This window comes from Flavobacterium covae, assembly GCF_001534645.1.
GTDB lineage: Bacteria > Bacteroidota > Bacteroidia > Flavobacteriales > Flavobacteriaceae > Flavobacterium > Flavobacterium covae.
This window is the reverse complement of sequence record NZ_CP013992.1, coordinates 178,686-200,275: the sequence shown is the minus strand read 5'-3', so window position 1 is coordinate 200,275 and position 21,590 is coordinate 178,686. Positions and strand designations below refer to the sequence as shown.

Below are 21,590 nucleotides of genomic sequence, written 5' to 3'. Positions count from 1 at the left end.
TATTACTATTATTTTCTTATTACTTTTTTGGCTTGAACTGCTCCATTGGTTTTCATTATCACATAGTACACTCCAGCAGCGTGTTGGAATGGAATTTTTTCTACGTGATTTTTACTTGCTGGTTTTTCTAATTCTAAAATTAAGGCTCCTAGTTCCATACGATATACTGATAGGGTAATAGGAGAATCAAATGCTAATTCTACTTCTACATTCATTTCTTTATCATCTGATTCTAATGGATTAGGGTAAATTTTATAATTCTTAATTAATAAATTGCTTGCATGGGTTGTTGTATTTTTTGTGTTTTCTTCTACTATAATTTCTTTTAGTTGTTCTTCTTGGCAACCTGAAGTTGTTTTACTTTTAATTCCTACTTGGTATTTTCCATTTTGTTTGAATTTTACAATAATGTTATCTTTATTTTGCGCTATAATTTCTGCACTGTCTGGCAAGATCCATTCATACGTATTGGGAGTAGAATTGTTGCTAATATTTACTAAAACAATCTCTTGGTCTCGATAGGTTTGGGTTGCTATCATAAAATTTGCTTCAATGGCTTGATCTAAAACTTTAACTACAATTTGATCACTATATACACAATGTCCATTTTTTACTTGAAGGGTATATGTACCACTTTGAGTGAAGGTGACTTTTGGATTGGTTGAACTAAACCCTTTTTCAGAAGTCCATAAATAATCCAACCCTTGTAGTTTGATCTCTGCATCTATTGTATGGGATTGTCCTTTACATAACACTATATCTTCTCCTAGATTTACCACTAAAGGGATTGATCCTTGTAAGGTTAATGTAAATGGTAGCTTACAATCACTGCCTAGATCTGTCAACGTTCCTTTATACGTTCCTGCTTCTAGATTTGTTAATTCTAAACCTTGCCAAGATGGATTATCCCATTCTACATGGTATTTCCCTGTTCCTCCACTAGGGTTTAAAAGGATGCTTCCGTTATTGGTTTGACCGCAGCTTACATTTGTAACTTTTTCGTTTAATTGTAATCCTCCAGTAGTTTTTATATTTATATTAGTGAGTTTTGGATCTACTAAAACGCAATGATTTGCATCGGTAACCTGCACGCTATAATTTCCTATACCTATATTTTTTAATTCATGATAGGAATCTGTAGCTAGGGAGTTGGTTCCTTTGAATCCATTGCTCCATTGATAAGTATAGGGGGCTGTTCCGCCGCTTACTTCTAGGATAATCTTCCCTCCTATGGGAGCTTCACATGAGGCATCTACTTTAGTATAAATAGCTCGTAATGTTTCTGGTTCTTTTATTGTTATCAATGCGGAAGATTGGGCACCTGCATTGTCTACTATTTGTACTTCATAGGTTCCTGCTCCTACTGAATTCAGTTTGTTTAATTGCGCATTTGGAATTATTATTCCATTTTTTTTCCATTGAAAAAAATAAGGTTGTATCCCTCCTGTTGTTATACTTTCTAAATTGACTGGTTGATCGCCATGGCATTGGATAATGCCTTGATTGGTATTTAAAATACGGGTTATGAGTTCTTCTGGTTCTGTTATTTTGGTCTTTAAATCTAGTGAGCATCCATTGGCATCTTCAACCGTTATGGTATAATTGCCTGCCTTTAATTTTTCAAATTTTGTTGTGGTTTGCCAACTACCAGCATTCATCTTATAACGATAGGGCTTTGTTCCTCCTAAAATTTCTTGTAGTTCTATAGTTCCTGTTGGTTGTCCGTAAATAGTCCCCATAGTAGATTTTAATACTCCTTGTAAAACTGCTGGTTCCGTAATTATACTGTTTTGATTGGTCTTGCAACCTTTGGCATCTTCTACAAAAAGGGTATAGCTTCCTGCCCCTATATTAGACAGTAATTTTGTTGTTGCTATTAATTTATTGGATGAATTTTTCCATTGATAAGTATAAGGGGGCGTTCCTCCTTGAACCGTTGCTTGCAATTCGGCTGTTTTTTGTTGATTACAAATTACTGCTTTTGTTTGTGTGAGTTGTAAATTTAAAGCTGCTAAAGGTTGAGTAATTGTAACTATTTTTTTTATTTCTCCTTTCGGGGTATTAAAATCGGTTATCGTAACGCTATAATTTCCTGCTGGTAGATTACTAATAGTTTCTTTATCTCCTATCTGCTGATTTTTAGCATCATACCACCTTATTGTATAAGGTGCTTCTATAGGTCCTGGTCTTCCTCCATTTATAAGGATGCTTATTTTACCTGTTGATTCGCCAAAACAATTTAAATCTAAATGACTATTTGTTCCATCTAAATGTAGGTTTAGTGGTTCTATGAGTCCAACGTTGTATACTTTATCTAAATGACATCCTTTACCGTCGGTTAATCTAAGTTTGTATTCTCCTTTTAGAAGATTTCGAGGATTGTTTGTGTTACCCAAATCAGGGGTCCAACTATAATTATAAGGGGGCGTGCCTCCGCTCACGGTAACCTGTATGGCTCCGTCTGCTGTTGTTAATGTGGAAACAGGAAGAATCTTTTCTGTGGCTTTTAATGGATCAGGTTGTGTTAGTATTATTACTGCTTTTTCTGAAATACAATTATTTGCGTCTTTTACTTTGGGTGTGTAATTACCTGGTGATAAACCGCTTATTATGGCATTTGGATATATTGTATCATTTATATAATATGTATACGGAGGGGTTCCTCCTAGTACATCTAGACTAATTTGACCATCATTAGCTCCAAAACAACTCAATTGTTTGGTAGTAGTAGTAAAGTTTAATACACTTGGAGATAACAGTTCATATTGAGCTGAACGTGTAACATTATTTTTATCTGTTACTAGTATTGTGTATGTCCCTGCTGGTAAATCTGTTAGGGTTTCTCCTGTATAAACCGTACCTGTAGTGGTATGAGTCCAACTATAATTATAAAAAGGAGCAGTGGCATTAGGTGTTCCTCCTATTGCGATGGCTTTGAGACTTCCTGTTGTTTCTCCAAAACATTTAATCCCTTCTATTTTTTGAATAGTTATTTGAAATACTGGTGGTTCTGTAAGAGTGATTCTTTTAGGGCCTATTATACAACCGTTTGTATCTTTTATATAAAAATCGTAGTTACCTGCTTTTAAATTAGTAAAAATGTTTGAAGGTTGCCAATTGACACCTTCTTTACTATAGGTATAATCTCCTGTACCGCCATTGGCGTTGATACGTATGGCTCCTGTAGCTGTACCAGGATCAAGTATAGCCGTTTCAATTAATGGGGTAAAATCAAGTGGGGTAGCTCCTACCACATTAAATAACTGGGTTGTTGTACAACTGTTAGCATCAGTTACATTCAACTGATAACTACCAGAGGTTGGTGCTATTAGATCTTCAGTAGTACTAAGTACTATGCTAGGATTGTCTTTATTGGTCCAAACATAGTTATAAGGAGCTACTCCACCTTGAATGGTTACGTCTATTCTTGTATTGGTATCGCTGGAACATTTTTGATAAACTGTAGAAATACCCCTTATAATTGTAGTATTTAATCCTGTTATATTTAGTTTTGAAGGGGCTGTATCAACCTTGTAAAGGGCTGTTCGGATAACATCTCTTTGGTCTACTACTCGAAATAGATAATCTCCTGCTGATAGATTGTTTATACTAGAAGTATTGGCAGTATTTATTGGTAGATAATTATTAGGTATCCATTCTAAATTTTTATAAGGTAGATTTCCTCCTGATACGGTTGCTGTTAATCTAACGGTGCCTCCATGGCATTTAATCAGAGGATTGTCAAATTTTATGACTATGGGTTCAGGAGCTTCTAAAGTTTGAGTAAAAGAGGCTGTACAATTATTTTTATCTCTAACGATCAAAGTATAAGTCGCATCTCCTGATAAACTTGATATGTCTTCATTGTTTATCTGACCATTGAGGTTATTTGTGGTAGATTGCCAAAAATAAGTATAAGGGGCTACTCCGCCTATAATACGCACATCTATTTGACCATCTGTAGATACATCTGTTGAAGGGGAAATGGTTTTGACTAACTCGATCCCTAATAATCCATTAGGTTGATTTATTAGTACATCTTGTGCACCATCGGGAGCTAAACAGCCATTGCTGTCTTTTACTTGTACAGAATAATTCCCAGATCTTAATCCATTAAATACATTTGAGGGTTGCCAACTATTTCCTCCATCTTTACTGTATTGATAATTGCCTTTCCCTCCAATGGCGTTGATTGTTATTGAGCCGCTGTTATCTCCATAACATAATATAGGCGTTGATGTAGTAGTAAAGGTAAGTTTTGAGGGAGAATCAATTTGAATCTTTGGGCTAATCACTAAACTGGAAGGTTGACTTCCTGATTTTATAGTTTGATACTCTAAAATATAATTTCCTTTTGGTAAACCATTCCAAACTAAATTTCCTCTATTGTTATTAAATTCAGTAGAAGAAACATCTTTTTGTCCAAAGACACCACTAGTATTTGCGTCTTTTAAAAGAAGATGTAAAATTTCATCAGGCTCTAGATCATTATCAAATTTAAACCTTATTAAGCCGTCTGAAATACTTGAACAATTAGTATCAACACCAATTGATGAAATTAATTTTGGAGGGCATCTATAAAAAGTATATACAGCAACATTTGTATACAAAGGAAAACCAAAATTAGAACTATACAAATAATTTGAGCTATTTTTATAAATTCCTCTAACAAAGATTGTTTGAGGTAGATTTGACGACAAACCTACAAGATCTTCAAAATAAACTCTCGAATCTGATCTTATAGGCAACTTATAAAAATTTATCTTATCAAAACTATATTCATAATAATCAACAAGATAATTAACATTATTTTCCCATTCAAAAGAACCACATTTGGGATAATCTTTACTTGATAAAGAATATCCAAAAACAGTATCACTGAAATAATTTAAATCCCCTATTGCTGGAGGTATTTCACAAATATCTTCTCCCTCTGTAACATCAAAAAAAATATTTTGGGTAGCATCCTCAAGTTTTATAATTTTTGTTGAATTACCTGAACAATCATTACCTAAATAGCGTTTATTAGTAGAATACTCTACTCGAATTGGATATTGATCTGAAGAAATTTCTAATATTTCAGACCTCCTACGCGTAGGATACAAATTTTCTGAATAATACTCCCTATAAATACCAAGAACTTGAGTATAAAAATTTTTTGAATATATTTTTTTATTACTATGGGAATAAATATCTAGATTTAGACTACTTGATCCTTCCGAAGTTAGTCCAACATTTCTTTTTCCATGATTTACATAAATTTTATCTCTAGTAACGACCAAATATTTATATGATCCTTGTGCTAAAAAGCATACTGGAAATAAAATAAAAAAAAATAAAACTTTTTTCATAATCTTAAATTAGACACGAATCTATCTTTTAATTTATTCGCTTATATTTTATTATAACCTCTCTAGAAAATTCTTTTTCTGGACTATTTTGATAAATCAACTTTATTAAATATTCTCCTTTCATCAATATAGGAAAAACACCATTTATTAGATCCTTATACTGATTGTATTTTTCCCAATTAATAGGAGTACTTAAATAGCTATTGATTACTTGATCTCTTATATTTAAAAAATCTTGTTTGTAGGTTTTCACCAAACTATATTCATAAGGAAATCGCTGGTTTATAAATATTGAATTGGAATTATTAGACATCTCATTCCTGTAATATTCTATAATACTGATGTCTCGAACTGGGGGCAATCCTAACTCGAATATATTTCTGTTTTTTATTGTAATTTTCCCTTTTTCAAGTGGATAATTTTGATAAATCAACGGTAAAATTATTTCTTTATAATAAGAATCTTCTAAAACCGCCTCTACACTAATCAAGGCTTTGCCATTTGTATACTGGTTTCCAAACAATTCTGCTTCATTAAAATTTTCGTACTTATTTGTTGCTAATTGTATTTTATGAACGTCTGCTGAAACAGGTATAAAGAAATTATCTTCTGTCTTTATACTTTTTATCTTTTCTGTAAACGTAGCATGCTTACTGGTTTTAAACTCATAGTTTAAAAACGATTTGGTTAAATTTGTATTATTCTGAGCCAATGCTGTGTTTTGAGTAATGATTTGTTCATTAGTAAAGCTAGTATCAGTAACCATAGTAGTTGTTCCTGAATTTTGGGTAGAATCTATACTTGTTCCTGTGCTTATTACCGTACCTACTGGATAGGCTGTTAATTGCAATTGATAATTCTTTTGGGTTGCTAATTTATCATAGGTAAAGCTTACTTTTTTAGCACTCGCCTCATAGTTTAAAGCCGCTTGAACTTTCAGCTGGTTACCTTCTTTAACTTCACCTTTGAGTACCCAGTTTTGTACTGATCCGTCAAACAAATATTTTTGTCCTTGTTTTAGTTTTATATAAACGGTTTTATGTTCCTCTGGATAAAAGTTGTTTGCAGCTACTACAGGATAACTGTAACTAATATTTTCTAAAGGTATGTATTCTGGTGCATTACCTGTTTTAAAGGTAAACGTCTTTTTTTCTGTATCTGTATTTCCTCCCTGAAGAGCAATCCATGAGGAACCTATTTTTTCTTCTACTCCTACTTCTACTTCTGCTACTATTTCTTTTTGAGGTGGAAGTACTTCTGAAGATACAAAGTTGACTTTTGTATTATGATCCATCCACTGAATATCTCCTAACAAAGGGGTTCCGTCTACTTTTAGTACGTATTTTTTTAGATTGATACGAACTAATTTACGGTTCCCATTCATATCCTCAGCTGAAAAAGGTTCTAACATGCTATAATTAAAGGCTACTTGTGGTTTTTTAAACACATCTACATTGGTTTCTCCATCTGGACTTGCACTTGCTATTAGTGGGATTGATAGAGGTTGTGACATTCCTATAAATTCACATTTCTCTCCTATTTCTGCTTTGTATTTAAATCGTCCTTTTATCATACCTCCTAGCACATTGTAATACACTCCCACATAACCTTCCATGTGGGTTGGATTAGGAAATTCTCCTCGTAACATGGCGGCTATACCTACCCCTAGTATTTTTATATCTTTTTTGATTCCAAAGATTTTTATGCGTAAACCGGCTTCTCCATAAATATAGGCATACACCTGTCCCATAGAGTACCATCCATCATTCCCCACTAACCCCGGACGTCCTGCACAACTCACTCCATTTAGCTTTCTATGGGTAATATCAAATCCTCCTCCTGCTTCTAGAAACGCATAAAACCAATCTTCATCATACGAAATGGCAACACTAAAGTTTAATCCGAATGCAAAACCTTTGCCATCGTTTAATAAACTTAAATTACGATTATCGTTCATGATATCTGGACCAAGAATTTCTAAAACTCTTGGGTGCGGTGGGGTTTGGGAAGGCAGCACATCTCCTGTCATAAAATATGCGCCTACATTTACATCGTATGATCCTATTTTAAAAATGGCCCCTAACTTATCCATAGGAGTCCCTACATGCAAATAATTTTTGGTAGGACTTGAATACATGTGTACCATACCAAATTTATGATTTTCTCCAGATCCCTTTATCCCTTCTAAATTGAGGTATAATTCAAAGAGTCCATCAAAAGAATCATGAACAAAATCTTTTTCTATACTCACAAATACACCTACTTTTCCATCTTTAGCTATTTCTGATACTGGGTGGGTACGTTTAGAAATGGCCAACATATTACCATTAGCAAGATAATTATTCATTTCACTCGCTTCGTTACCTGAAAATATTTTGTCATAACTTGCCCATGTATCTCGAAGATTCCCTTCTGTTTGACCATTACCAGACATCATGGCTCCTTCGCCTAGAAAATAAATGCGATTTAATCCTCCTGTGTGATTATACTCCATCTCTAAAAATACTTTCGCTTTAAATGAAGTAGATTCGCCAAATTTTGCTTTTACCCCTGCTCTAAAGCCCAGTCCTGATTTTGCATCGGGCTTATACACATTAGTAGCTATATTTGCCATCATCCCGCCATCAACACGCTTCATTCTGTAAGACAAACCGCCTTCTACCCGTTGTAAACCAAACTTTCCTGAAGATCCTGTATTTTCTATTTGAAAATCTACAAACCAATGGGCAAAGTCTTTATTAGCAAAAATTCCTTTAGCTATACCTTTTACCTCTAACTTCTTTAATTCTACAGCTAATTCTCCTTGAAATCCTTTGCCATAAATAGGATCTTCATTAAATACTTTTAAACCTCCTTTTAGTGTAAAACCACTTTTTTCTACATCTACTTTTATCTCGTCTATTACTACTCTATTAAATTTATAAGAATGGAATGTTTTATTTTCAAATTTGCTTAAAATCTTGAGTCCTGCTTCTGCTGATATAAATCCGTTTGTATCTGATTGAGAACCTCCTCCCATTAGGTTCACTTTCATATTAAATGCTAATCCTAATTCTTCTTTTGATGGGGTTATTAGGTGAATATTACTTATTGCTACCGAAAAATTTCCAAATTTTTGCTCTGCTGAGGCTGGATAACCAAAATAATCCGCCTCTATATAAGGCAATGCGTGGGATTGTAATTTTAAATTCTGAAAAACTATGCCTTGAAAATTATAGAATTCTTTATCCTTCTCTTCCTGACTATTTTCTTTTTCTGCTTCTATATTTTTTTCACTTGCTATTTCCGCGGCATAAGAAAAAACCTGGGCTTGAACAAAAACTCTCAACTGATCATATCCTTTATCAACATATTCTTTAAGTTGCTCAACGGCTTTTTTCTTGGGATCTGCTTTAATAAATGAAAAATTATTATTCAAATAATCGTGTACTTTCGTAACAACTACTTGACTACCTGTTTGAACACCTCCCAAAGCCTGATCTACATTACTATCAGAACTATCAAAGGTATGAATTGTACTATTATCGTTCGGACCAGTATTATTTTTTTCTATTCCCCCTTTAAAAGCCATTTTCCCATTTAAAAAAGCGGAAGCTTTGAACTCAGCATTGCTATCATCCATTTCTAATTTTACCCAAGAATTCTTTTCAAAGATTAACTTTCCTTTAAACATCTTAAAATTAGATTTCGTAACAGATGCTTGAAACAAGTATTTATCTTCATTAAAAGTTCCTAAAATTTCTATAAAATCACCTGTTGCAGATGGTTTTATATAACCTAATACTTTTGCTGATTTTATCCGTCCTAATTCTAAACCTATACCTACATAATCTAATTTATACTGCCATCCTGATGCACTCCCTTTTTCTAAAAGTTTATATCCTGCAAAAGTGCCGCTTACACCAAAATTGTCTATCAATAAATTTGTGCTTTGAATTTTCGTTCTTTCTCCTGTGGATTTATTTGAAAATTGTTTGGGCATAGTAATTTCTACTTCTTCCGCAAAAAAACCTTTCCATATATTTTTATTTCCTTCTGGAAAAAAACCATTCGTATCATACACTTTTGGGAAACTTTTATCGACCTCTGGGTTATTTTTAACATCACTTAGATCTATTGTAGCTTTTTTAAGTTTAAAACTCCAATTTTTTAACTTCGTTATCTCAAAAGCAGGTAAGTCTAATTCGAGCAATAAATCATTCCATCCTCCCCCTTTTATTCCTAAAGTAGCTCCTACATAATGATCATTCCCAATTGCTTTCTTTTTATCTTCCGACAAATCTGAGCCGTATTCTTTACGCTTACCCTCTCCATCAATTGGTACTACCAACGAACGAGACAATCGAACGTCTAGTTTAAAAGATAAACCTTTGAATCCATTACAATCAAATTCTATATAACTATCCCCCTTTATTGATCCCTCTTTCCGATTTATGTCTCCTCCTAAAACAGTTAACAAAACTTTACCGCCCAATTGAGGTAAACTCGTATTACCTAAAGAATGTAACTTCCAATCTCCTATAATACCTCCAGAATGAGACAATTTTAAATCTTCTGCTGCAAAATATAAGTGCGTATTTAAAAATTGAGTTTCTAAACGTGCAAAAGCTGTTAATTCTAAATATTCGGGAGTAACTTTGGCTTTTACTATAACCATTTCTGCTTTAAAGCCATCATTTGTTTGCCCTTTTAAGCCTATTGGTAGTTGTACTAATTCTTCTTTTGATATATTCTGAACGTATTTTAGCGTTTTTTCATTGAAGATTTTACTCAAAAAATCGTCTTGAATAACTTTATCTTCAATATCAAAAAAAGAGGATATATATTCTGGGCTAATCCATTTATTTTGGGTTTTATACCCCATAGATTCTCGAAATACTATCTTTGAATCTAATCTTGAAAAACTTGTTTTCTCCTTACTTTCTTTTACTATTGTGTCTCTCTCTTCTGAAAAAACATTACAATAGTTATACAAAGAGGTAAATAAAAAAAGAACTGCTATTTTGAGCCTCATGAAATCTAGTTTGTTTTTTTGAGAACAAAAATATAATTTTTAAATAAAAAAACATCACAAATACATCTTTTTAAATAAATGTTATTAACTAGCGGTAGATGTGTTTAAAATTAACATTCACGAATTAGATATAAGCTATTATTCTTTTAAATCAACAATATTTTCCCCGTATTAATTGATTTTTTTAAAAAACACACCACAAATTCAAACAAGAAGCTTCTCACAAAATCAGTAAATAATCAACTCGTCAAACAAAAAGTTTAAAAAAGAAAACAGATTTTCTACTTTTGCGTAAAAATAACGCAGGATATGAGTATCTCACAAAACATACGAATAGCAGTTGATGGGGTTGTTTTTGCTTATGCAAATTCGTCGTTATATGTTTTACTTATTCAACAAAAATTTGGTACAGATACATTACACTGGGCACTACCTGGTGGATTAGTAAAAGAAAATGAATCATTGATAGATGCTATAAAACGAGAACTCAAAGAAGAGACCAATGTTACAGTAAACTATATTGAGCAACTTTATACTTTTGGGGATGATGTGTATCGCGATTCTAGAAACCGAGTAATTTCTGTTGCGTATTTTGCACTTGTGAATCCATCTAAATTAAAATTAATCGCCGACACTGATGCTGACGCCGTATGTTGGGTTAAAGTAGATGAAATTCCTAAAATGGCTTTTGACCATAATAAAATTGTAAGTAAAGCATTGGAACGTTTACAAGCTAAACTAAGGTACCAACCTATAGGTTTTGATTTACTTCCTAAAGAATTTTTATTTTCTGATTTAGAACATCTATATACATCTATCATTGGAAAAGAAATTGACCGACGTAATTTTAGAAAAAAGATTCTCAGTTTAGGTTTTATTGAAGAAACAGATCATATCCATCATCCAAAATCTGGTCGTCCAGCTAAATTTTTTAAATTTAACGTAGCTAAATACGAAGAACTTTCAAAAGAAGGCATGGTTTTCGAAATCAAATTTGCGTAAAGCACAGGGCATTCGCTTTTAAAAATATTTGAAGAAATAACCACAGATGCACAGATTTTATATACTTTTTTTTTAGAAAATTAATTGTAAAATTATCCGCTTTGCGGAAATAAATATTAAAATTTATATTTTATCAATTTATTTTTATCTGTGCATCTGTGGCATTTTTTTAAACGCGAATGCCGTGGTAAAGCATTTATTCGTATCAAAATAAGTTAAAACTTTGTACTTTAGTACAAGTACATTTGAAGCTCTAAAATTTATACAACAAAGATCGTAAAGATTTACTGCACTAATGTGTTTTAATCCTTTAATCTGTGGCTGTCTCTAAAATCAACTTTGCGTAAAAAAAACACAAAATGTTTTGTCAGTAAAAAAATACGCTTTATATTTGCGTAACATTAACGCAAACCCATAAAGATATGTTCGTATTAAATTTAGATAACAGCTTCACTCCCTTTGGAATACAAAACCAAATTGAATGTCAAACATTCACTTTTTCTGGAGGAGAACCCCATATAAAAATTCAACCATTTGATACTACTCAAAAAGTTATCATTACCCATCGTGCAAATAGTTTTAACGATTTTGGATTAATTATTTTAACGATTGATGCTTTGAGAAGAATGGAGGTAAAAGAAATTGAACTTTTCATTCCGTACTTTCCAGCAGCAAGACAAGATCGTGTAATGATTCCTGGCGAACCACTTTCGGTAAAAGTATATGCTGATATCTTGAACAGTTTAAACCTTTCTAAAGTGTATGTTTTTGATGCGCATAGTGAAGTAACTCCTGCGGTACTTAACAATTGCCAAGTCATAACCAATTATAAATTTATTGAAAAGGTAATTGAAAACATAGGGCAAGAAGTAATTTTAATTTCCCCAGATGGCGGTGCTTTAAAGAAAATTTACAAAGTATCTGAATATTTAGGCGGAATCGAAGTGGTTGAAGCAAGCAAAAGCCGCGATGTAAAAACAGGAAAACTGAAAGATTTTAAAGTATATACCGATGATTTACAAGGAAAAGCTTGTTTAATTGTAGATGATATATGCGACGGAGGTGGCACTTTTATAGGATTAGCCGAAGCATTACAAAAAAAGAAGGCTGGCAAATTATATTTGGCTGTTAGCCACGGAATTTTTAACAAAGGATTCGATCAATTACAAATTTTTGAAAAAATCTTTACAACCAATTCGGTTAAGGATTTTGAAGAAGAAAAAGTTCAAACGATTAAGATTGAAATAGAATGAAATACACAATAGAAAATATAGATAAAAATGCGAAGTTCCTTTTCTTTTGGGGACATCAACCTTCAAATGACGGAAGTATAACCAAAACCTGTTTTAGTCAATGGTGGCAGAGTTCATTTACTGTGGACGGAATTGTCTTTCCAACTGCCGAACATTGGATGATGGCACAAAAAGCAAAATTGTTTAACGACGATGAAATGTTTGATAAAATAATTCACGCTAAATCGCCAGCTCAAGTAAAACAGTTTGGCAGACAAGTCCGAGGATTTGACCAAAAGATTTGGGAAGACAACCGATTCGAAATTGTGGTTCAAGGGAATTACCATAAGTTCTCTCAAAATGAAGCCTTGAAAGAATTTTTACTAAATACCAATAACAGAGTCATAGTTGAAGCGAGTCCTGTGGATAAAATTTGGGGTATTGGTCTAACAGGTGATGATCCAAAGGCAAATAATCCTAAAACTTGGAACGGACTAAATTTATTGGGATTTGCATTGATGGAAGTGAGGGATATATTAATTGAGAAACAATGATTTTACAAGCAGCTATAGGAGACGCTTATGGAGCTGGTTTTGAGTTTCAAAAGCAAGAATTTATTGATGAATATAATGATGTAACGACCTATTATCCACACGGATTATATACGGAAATACATAAACGATATACCGATGATACACAAATGGCGATTGCTATCACTGAACTAGTTTTGGAAGACCTTGATTGGACTGAAGAACGAGTAGCTCAAAAGTTTGTGGAGGTTTTTCATAGGGATAAACGAAGAGGCTATTCAGATAGGGTTTATAACGCGCTTGACATAAGTAAGAATGGAAATGAATTTATGGCAAATCTTACTTTTCAAAGTAGTGGTAATGGTTCGGCAATGCGGGCGTATCCTATTGGATTTATAAAGGATATTCCAACGTTGTTGAAATGTTCCGAAATTCAGGCTAAAACATCACATAATACCACTGAAGGAATCCAATGTGCAAAACGTATCGCTTTGGCAGTGCATTTTTACAGATATGGTTTAGACACAAAGTATGATTTGATTGAATTTTTAAATTTGACTTTGAACGAAAATGAAACCTATGAAATTATCGCTCCCATTGATATGCACGGTTATCCTACTACAAAAGCAGTGATTAAGTTGGTTTCAGAAGCGACTTCAATCTACGAATGTTTACAAAAAGGGATAAGTTATGGGGGAGATACAGACACGGTTGCTGCTTTATGTATGGCAATTTTGAGTCAAAAAACGAATTGTGAAAATTCACTTCCAGCGTTTTTATATGAAGAATTAGAAAATGGACTTTATGGAAGAGAGTTTTTAATGAATTTGGATAATAAATTAGAAGAGAAGTTTAGAAAATGAAAACGATTCAAAAACATAACTATAAAAACATTGAGTACTTGACGTAAACCTTAGCGCCCTTGCGGTTAAAAAAACAAACTAAAAAATGAAACTCACTATACACGGCTATTCCACTGCATTATTTTCCACTTGGTACGCCATAGAAGAACTCGGAATTATTTTTGATGCAGGCGACGGACTCGTTTCGGGCTTGATGGGAAAGTGCGGAAAGTTCAAAAATCTCTTTATTACGCATCCAGACAGGGATCATCTTACTGGCTTATTAGCATTCAATCAAATGTACGGATATAATAAATCAACGATTTATTATCCAAAAGATTGTAAATCCTTCCCGTTTTTGGAGACGTTTACAGCAAATTTTGATCCGCAGTCAAAAGGCACACAGTGGATAGGAATTGAAGCAAAGGAGACGATAGCCATAAAAGAAAAATTAGTAGTCGAAGCCATAAAAAACGAACATATTTACACACCCAATGGTGAAAATAAAAGTTTGAGTTACAAAGTTTGGGAAACCAAGAAGAAACTGAAACAGGAGTTTTTAGCTTGTTCGGCTAACGAATTAAAAGAATTACGAATAGAAAAAGGGAAACAGCACTATTCGAGGAACAAAAATCACTACTTCTATCCTATTCAGGCGACACCCCTGTAACGGATTACCAACGGTATAACGGTTCAAAAGTTTTAATTCACGAAGCCACTTTTTTAACCAAAGAAGAGCAAGCCACTAAAAATGACAAAAACCAACATAGCTCACTGGAAGAAGTAATGCAAATGATCGCAGAAATTGAAGTCGGAGAAGTTATTTTAGGACATTTTTCATCACGCTACACCAACGAACAAATTATCGAAGCCATCAAAAAATGGAGTATACATTACAACATCAAAGTGCCTATTTATTTGATGCCTATTGGAAAAATGAAAAAGGATATTTTGAATGGGAATACTGTAAATTAAAAACCTAAAAAGTTGAATTATAAAAATTAAATGTCACAGAGATGCGCAGAGAAATAGCTAAGAGATGCACAGAATTTGAAAAACTTCGTGTGACTTCGTGAAAAACTTTGTGCAACTCTGTGTAACAAGAAAAAATATGAACTTAGAATTAAAAAAATATACAGAACAATTACAAGAATGGCCACAAAGCGGACACCATATTATGGCGCAGTATGACCAAGAAAAAATAATCGTTTATCAATCGTACCGACCGGAAATTGGAAATTTTGCAGTCCAGAATCAATATTTTGGAGGTGCTTTTAGCCTCGACCGAATGACGTGGATTAAACCCAATTTCCTTTGGATGATGTATCGCAACGGTTGGGGAACAAAAGAAGGACAAGAAGTCGTTTTAGCCATTCATTTAAAACTAGAAGCCTTCAAAAAATATTTGGAAAATGCTGTCTATTCTTCCTTTAATCAAGTAGAAGGTATGTCTATCGAACAATGGCAGGAAGCAGTAAAAACATCCAATGTTCGTTTGCAATGGGATCCAGATCACGACCCTTACGGAAACAAATTAGAAAGAAGAGCCATACAAATTGGATTACGAAACGAATTTAGTCGGTCATTTGCAAAGACGGATATACTTCAAATCGAAAATATAAGCCCATTTGTAGCTGAACAATACGAATTCGTGAAAAAAAATGAATTAGAACAACTTCTTATTCCTGAAGAAAAACCACTTCGGTTTAAAAATGAAGAATTGAATAAAAAATTGAAGTTAGTTTAAATCAAATTTTAAAACTTCGTGTGACTTCGTGAAAAACGTTGTGCAACTTTGTGTAACAAGAAAAAAAATGAAAATGGATATTTTAATAGAAATCCTTTAAATAAAAATTGAATTATAAAAAAATTAAATATCACAGAGATTTAAAGAGAAATGACTCAGAGATTCACAAAATTTAAAAAACTTTGTGTGACTTCGTGAAAAACTTTGTGTAACTCTGTGTAACAAAACTAATATTACAATGAACGAAAAAGAGATAAAAAATATAAGCAAATTCCTGAGTCTAATTCTCAGACATTCCCCAGAAACAATTCATCTGAATCTAGACGAAAACGGATGGGCAATCGTTGACGAACTCATTGAAAAAGCCAATAAAAATAGAAATGAATTTCACAAGGAATTGGATTTTGAAATTATAAGTCAAGTGGTGGAAACTAATGACAAAAAACGATTTTCCTTCAATGAGGATTTAACAAAAATCAGAGCCAATCAAGGACATTCCATTACTATAGATTTAGAATTACAACCACAAACCCCACCGGATGAATTATACCACGGGACAGTGGCAAAGTTTATGGATGCCATTTTGAAAGACGGAATACAAAAAATGAGTCGGCAACACGTACATTTAAGCAAAGACAAAGAAACCGCAATCAAAGTAGGTAGTCGTCGAGGAGCAGCTATCATTTTAAAAATCAATACCCACCAAATGACCAAAGACGGCTATCTGTTTTATTGTTCCGAAAATGGCGTTTGGCTGACCGATGAAGTACCACCAAAATATATTCAGCGATGTTAAAAATTCAATTAGTATATAGAGAAGAAGCTTTGGGAGAAACGATTTTGCAGACTGTCAAAATGTTGAAATTATATCAAGAGATATTTTACAAATTCCTTCGGATTTATGGATGGCGGACTCGATTTGCATATTTCGGAAACCTTGGGTTGGCATATTGAAGAAAACCTGCAAAAGCAAATAGCGCAATTAGATGAAAAAGAATTGCTAATTGGCAAATCTATCACCATTGAAACAGGAAATGATAAAATTCCTTATCTCATTTCGGCACCCACTATGCGAGTACCTATGAGTTTTAATATTGCTACTTCGGTAAATGCTTATTTAGCAATGAAAGCAATATTAATTGCGGCTAGCAAAAATGATAAAATACAAACGGTTTCAATACCAGGACTTTGTACAGGTTCTGGACGAATGCCTTTTCATATTGCTTCCAACCAAATGTTTTTAGCGTATGATGAGGTCATCAATGGGAATCATAGAACCTATGAAAACTTTGGCGATGCTCAAAAGTATCAATACCGACTAAATGAAAAGGGATTTATTTGGGATTATTAATCGGTAAATAAGCATTTTTAACTTTATATTTATTCTTAAAATTAATATTTATTGAAAATAGAGTCAACTATTTGATCTTATTTTTTATTTTTGTATAAAATAAGGAATTTTATGTTAAAAGAAATATCTAAAAAACAGGTTCAGGACAGAATGCGTTTTGAAAATCCTTGGTGGGTTGATGGTTGTATTGAAAGTGACTATAATGAACTATCAAGAAGGTTGTATTTCGAATTATTCAAACCATTGGTGCACGAAAGAGAAATCCGAAGAGCGGTAGTATTAATGGGACCACGTCGAGTAGGAAAAACAGTAATGCTGTATCATACAGTTCAAGACTTAATTGATAATAATTATGATCCAAAAAAAATTATTTTTTTGACTATCGAAAACCCAATTTATAACAATATTAGCCTTGAGCAACTTTTTATTTTAGGAAAAGAAGCTACTGGTTTAACAGATAAAGAGGGTTGGACAATTATTTTTGATGAAATTCAATACTGTAAGAATTGGGAAGTACATCTCAAATCTTTAGTTGATAGTTATCGTAAAGATAAATTTGTGGTATCTGGTTCAGCGGCAGCAGCGTTAAAATTTGCCAGTAATGAGAGTGGTGCAGGTAGATTCACTGACTTTTTATTACCTCCACTAACATTTAATGAATACATACATTTAAAAAAACTAGATAGAATAATAATACCTACTCAAAAACAATGGCAGGATTCTACGATCGAATTTTTTACTGCTTCTCATATTGAAGAACTCAATAAACATTTTATAGATTATATAAATTTTGGAGGATATCCAGAAGTAATATTTTCACAAAGAATGCAAGAAAATCCTGGTAGATATATTAGACAAGATATAGTAGATAAGGTTTTATTAAGAGATTTGCCTAGTCTATATGGGATAAGTGATACTAGAGAATTAAATTCCTTATTTACAACGATAGCTTATAATACGGGAAATGAGTTTTCATTAGAAACATTAAGTATTCAATCGCAAGTACCTAAAAATACTTTAAAAAAATATATAGAATATTTAGAAGCAGCCTTTTTAATCAAGCAAGTTAAAAGAATAGACCAATCAGGTAAAAAGTTTAAACGGGATAATTTCTTTAAAATTTATTTAACCAATCCATCTTTGAGAAGTGCTTTGTTTTCTCCGATAACATATAATGATGAGCTCATTGGTAATTTGGTAGAAACAGCAGTATTTGCTCAATGGATGCACAGAGAGTGGTTTACTCCTTGGTATGCTCGTTGGAATAATGGAGAAGTAGATATGGTTGCTTTAAGTGATTCAAGTTTAAAACCTATTTGGGCACTTGAAATAAAATGGAGTAATCGATATTTTGATAAGCCAAGTGACCTTAAAAGTCTGTATAAATTTTGTGAAGAAAATAAATTAGATTTTCCAATTGTTACGACCATTGACAAAGAAGGTGATCTAGAACACAATGGTTTAAATATAAAATATTTCCCTGCTTCATCCTATGCATATACGATAGGGAAAAATACTTTGGAAAAAAAGAAAAATAGATAAAGGATCCTGCTTTCAAAGTTATAAACATACAAATGGAAAAAAGAACACTAGTTTTTGGCGACATACACGGAGGACTTCGCGCCTTGGAACAATTGATAGAAAAGGTAGGCATCACTCCGACTGATAAATTAATTTTTCTTGGTGATTATGTCGATGGATGGAGTGAATCTGCTCAAACGGTAGAATATCTTATCCAATTAAGTAAAAAACACCATTGTGTTTTTATACAAGGAAATCACGATTTGTGGTGCGGACGTTGGTTGAATTTGGGAGTATCAAACCCCGTTTGGGAAGAACACGGTGGGAAAGCAACCATTCAGAGTTATATCCAGTCAGGTTTACTTGTTTCTACCGAACATAAAATGTTTTATGAAAATCTCCAAGAATACCATATCGACGAGCATAACCGTCTTTACATTCACGCGGGTTTTACTTCTATGCACGGAGTAGAAAAAGAAGAAAACCGATTGGATTTTTGCTTTGATAGAACCCTGTGGGAAATGGCTTTGACTATGGACAAACGAATCAAAAAAGATTCCAAATTGTTCCCCAAGCGATTATTACATTATCACGAAATCTTTATTGGACATACACCTACCTTGAATTATGATGTTGATGTTCCTATGCAAGGTGGCAATGTTTGGAATATCGACACCGGAGCAGGTTTTTCAGGGAAACTAACCTGTATGGATGTTGCAACTAAAGAGTTTTGGCAAAGTGATATTGTATGGGAATTATATCCAAATGAAAGAGGGAGGAATTAAATATCCCTTAGTGTAACTTTGTGAAAAACTTAGTGTACTTTGTGTAACAATTTTTGAGTTACACAATGTCACACAAAGTACAAGCACAAAGTTTATAGAAGTTTTTAATTTTATAAAAGAATATATGAATCCATTATTATTAACCGATGGCTACAAAGTAGACCACCGTCGTCAGTACCCAAACAACACCACCTTAGTATATTCCAACTGGACGCCGCGTAAATCCAGAATAGAAGGAGTGAATGAAGTCGTATTTTTCGGTTTACAGTATTTTATTAAGAAATACATTATCGAAGATTTTCAAACCAATTTCTTCAACCAACCTAAAGAAACTGTAGTGTCGCGTTACGCCCGACGTATCAACAACTACTTAGGCGAAAACCAAGTCGGTACAAAACACATCGAAGACCTACACGATTTAGGTTATATCCCAATGGTTTTCAAAGCCCTACCTGAAGGAGTGAGCGTGCCTGTTCGTGTGCCAATGTTTACCATGTACAACACCAAATCCGAATTCTTTTGGTTGACCAATTATTTCGAAACCCTATTATCCGCCGTGGTTTGGTTGCCTTGTACCTCTGCAACAATTGCCAAAGAGTACAGAAAAGTACTAGGCGCTTACGCCCAAGAAACTTCTTCCATCCCCGAATTTGTAGATTGGCAAGGACACGATTTCTCGATGAGAGGAATGGGCGGCATAGAATCGGCGGTGATTTCAGGAATGGGACACTTGTTAAGTTTTACAGGAACTGATACTATACCAGCGATTGATGCTTTGGAAACTTATTATAATGCCAATTCCGATGCTGAATTAGTGGGAGGATCCGTAGCTGCAACAGAACATTCGGTAATGTGTATGGGAACAACCGAAGGCGAGTTTGAAACCTTCCAACGTTTAATCTGTGAAATCTATCCTAAAGGAATTGTATCTATCGTTTCAGATACTTGGGATTTATGGAAAGTACTAACTGATTATATGCCTCGACTAAAAGAAACGATATTGGCAAGAGAAGGTAAAGTAGTGATTCGACCTGATAGTGGAAATCCAGTACTTATTTTATGTGGTAACCCTGATGGAAAAACCGAACAAGAACGCAAAGGAGTAGTAGAATTACTTTGGGATGTTTTCGGTGGAACGACTAACGCCAAAGGGTATAAAGAATTAGCACCACAAATTGGAGCCATATATGGCGATAGTATTACGGTTGAAAGAGCTACTCAAATTTGTGAAAAACTAAAACAAAAAGGATTTGCATCGACTAATGTCATGTTAGGAATTGGCTCTTATACCTATCAATATAATACTCGCGACACCTTTGGTTTTGCGATGAAAGCAACTTATGGTGAAGTCAATGGCGAAGGACGCGAAATTTTCAAAGATCCAATAACAGATGACGGTACCAAAAAATCAGCCAAAGGATTAATGAAAGTGGTTTTGGAAAACGGAATATATCAATTAATAGATCAAGTTTCTTGGGAAGAAGAACAACAAGGCGAATTAAAAGAAGTTTTCCGTGATGGGAAATTGATTGTTGATGATTCATTGTCCGAAATTCGAAATCGAATTAAAAAATAAGTTTTTAACCACAGATGCAAATGGTATTCAATTAGTAATAATTAATCGTTTATTTGTCACTTCGACAAAAGGAGAAGTCACATCACGAATATTATGCGAATTACTTTGTCAATCTAAGATTGTTTTCAAATAAGGTGAAATAAAGTTATACAATTTGAATATTGAATATCTGTGCATCTGTGGTTCATTATTTAAAAATAAAATTAATGGAAGGTATCTTATATGTTGAAAATTTCATTTCGCAACCCCAAAATTTATTTCATAACTTAGAAGGAATTACGTGGGACGAACGAATGATATCTCGCTATCCCAAAATCCAACACGGATCAAGATAGAATGAGTTTGACTTTTAGGAAGATTAAATAAAATGGAAATCAATATAGAAAAAGTCCAAAGAATTATTGATAAACAAATTGGTTTAAATCTTATTTAATTAGTATATTTGAATTTATAAATCAATTGCAATGCAAAAGATTTCATTTTTATTTTTTTAGGATGCACTTTGTTTTCACTCAAACTAGTTGACACAATTCAATAATGAATATAGTAACAATGAAAGAATGAGCCAAATAAACCAAATGGATCTAGACCTACACGAAGCACTCTAAAACTGCATTCTAATAAAGAAATAGCTAGCAG

The 21,590-nt window shown here is 33.3% G+C and carries 15 protein-coding genes; 13 read left to right on the top strand and 2 right to left on the bottom strand.

From position 1 onward, the window contains the following. Positions 1 to 8: 8 nt before the first annotated feature. Together AWN65_RS00900 and AWN65_RS00895 are read right to left on the bottom strand one after the other, a co-directional pair. Positions 9 to 5,351: a SprB repeat-containing protein gene (locus tag AWN65_RS00900; protein ID WP_060381438.1), complete on the bottom strand. Its 5,343-nt coding sequence runs from the start codon at positions 5,349 to 5,351 to the stop codon at positions 9 to 11. 28 nt (positions 5,352 to 5,379) lie between these two features. Then, a complete protein-coding gene (locus AWN65_RS00895; RefSeq protein WP_060381437.1) occupies positions 5,380 to 10,365 on the bottom strand; it encodes a hypothetical protein in 4,986 nt (1,661 codons plus the stop codon). A 309-nt stretch (positions 10,366 to 10,674) separates the two neighbouring features. Between AWN65_RS00895 and AWN65_RS00890 the strand changes: the two genes are divergently transcribed. The 13 genes from AWN65_RS00890 (at position 10,675) to AWN65_RS15350 (ending at position 21,286) form a co-directional block, all read left to right on the top strand. After that, a complete protein-coding gene (locus AWN65_RS00890) occupies positions 10,675 to 11,367 on the top strand; it encodes an NUDIX hydrolase (RefSeq protein ID WP_060381436.1) in 693 nt (230 codons plus the stop codon). Positions 11,368 to 11,789: 422 nt separating this feature from the next. Then, positions 11,790 to 12,620 (top strand): ribose-phosphate diphosphokinase, encoded by an 831-nt coding sequence (gene prs / locus AWN65_RS00885; RefSeq protein ID WP_060381435.1) that lies wholly within the window; start codon positions 11,790 to 11,792, stop codon positions 12,618 to 12,620. Next, complete coding sequence (locus tag AWN65_RS00880) at positions 12,617 to 13,153, top strand: NADAR family protein (protein ID WP_060381434.1); 537 nt, start codon at positions 12,617 to 12,619, stop codon at positions 13,151 to 13,153. Before prs ends, AWN65_RS00880 begins: the two co-directional genes overlap by 4 nt. Further along, on the top strand, positions 13,150 to 13,992 hold the full coding sequence (locus tag AWN65_RS00875; protein ID WP_060381433.1) for an ADP-ribosylglycohydrolase family protein: 843 nt from the start codon (positions 13,150 to 13,152) through the stop codon (positions 13,990 to 13,992). Before AWN65_RS00880 ends, AWN65_RS00875 begins: the two co-directional genes overlap by 4 nt. An 85-nt stretch (positions 13,993 to 14,077) precedes the next feature. Beyond that, complete coding sequence (locus AWN65_RS00870; protein ID WP_060381432.1) at positions 14,078 to 14,641, top strand: MBL fold metallo-hydrolase; 564 nt, start codon at positions 14,078 to 14,080, stop codon at positions 14,639 to 14,641. A gap of 122 nt (positions 14,642 to 14,763) precedes the next feature. After that, positions 14,764 to 14,946, top strand: a complete 183-nt coding sequence (locus tag AWN65_RS15110; RefSeq protein WP_235588336.1) for a hypothetical protein — start codon at positions 14,764 to 14,766, stop codon at positions 14,944 to 14,946. Between the two features lie 136 nt (positions 14,947 to 15,082). Further along, positions 15,083 to 15,718 carry a DUF4291 domain-containing protein gene (locus AWN65_RS00860; RefSeq protein WP_060381430.1) on the top strand — a complete coding sequence of 212 codons (636 nt, stop codon included), beginning with the start codon at positions 15,083 to 15,085 and terminating at the stop codon, positions 15,716 to 15,718. Positions 15,719 to 15,956: 238 nt separating this feature from the next. Then, positions 15,957 to 16,514: an RNA 2'-phosphotransferase gene (locus tag AWN65_RS00855; protein ID WP_060381429.1), complete on the top strand. Its 558-nt coding sequence runs from the start codon at positions 15,957 to 15,959 to the stop codon at positions 16,512 to 16,514. 72 nt (positions 16,515 to 16,586) lie between these two features. Then, entirely contained in the window at positions 16,587 to 17,069 is a 483-nt protein-coding gene (locus tag AWN65_RS00850; RefSeq protein ID WP_256366393.1) for a macro domain-containing protein, read from the top strand. Positions 17,070 to 17,180: 111 nt separating this feature from the next. Beyond that, positions 17,181 to 18,611: an ATP-binding protein gene (locus tag AWN65_RS00845; protein WP_060381427.1), complete on the top strand. Its 1,431-nt coding sequence runs from the start codon at positions 17,181 to 17,183 to the stop codon at positions 18,609 to 18,611. Between the two features lie 32 nt (positions 18,612 to 18,643). Then, on the top strand, positions 18,644 to 19,375 hold the full coding sequence (locus AWN65_RS00840; RefSeq protein ID WP_060381426.1) for a metallophosphoesterase family protein: 732 nt from the start codon (positions 18,644 to 18,646) through the stop codon (positions 19,373 to 19,375). Between the two features lie 124 nt (positions 19,376 to 19,499). Then, positions 19,500 to 20,951 carry a nicotinate phosphoribosyltransferase gene (locus AWN65_RS00835; RefSeq protein ID WP_060381425.1) on the top strand — a complete coding sequence of 484 codons (1,452 nt, stop codon included), beginning with the start codon at positions 19,500 to 19,502 and terminating at the stop codon, positions 20,949 to 20,951. Between the two features lie 206 nt (positions 20,952 to 21,157). Next, on the top strand, positions 21,158 to 21,286 hold the full coding sequence (locus AWN65_RS15350) for a hypothetical protein (protein ID WP_256380903.1): 129 nt from the start codon (positions 21,158 to 21,160) through the stop codon (positions 21,284 to 21,286). Positions 21,287 to 21,590: the final 304 nt, after the last annotated feature.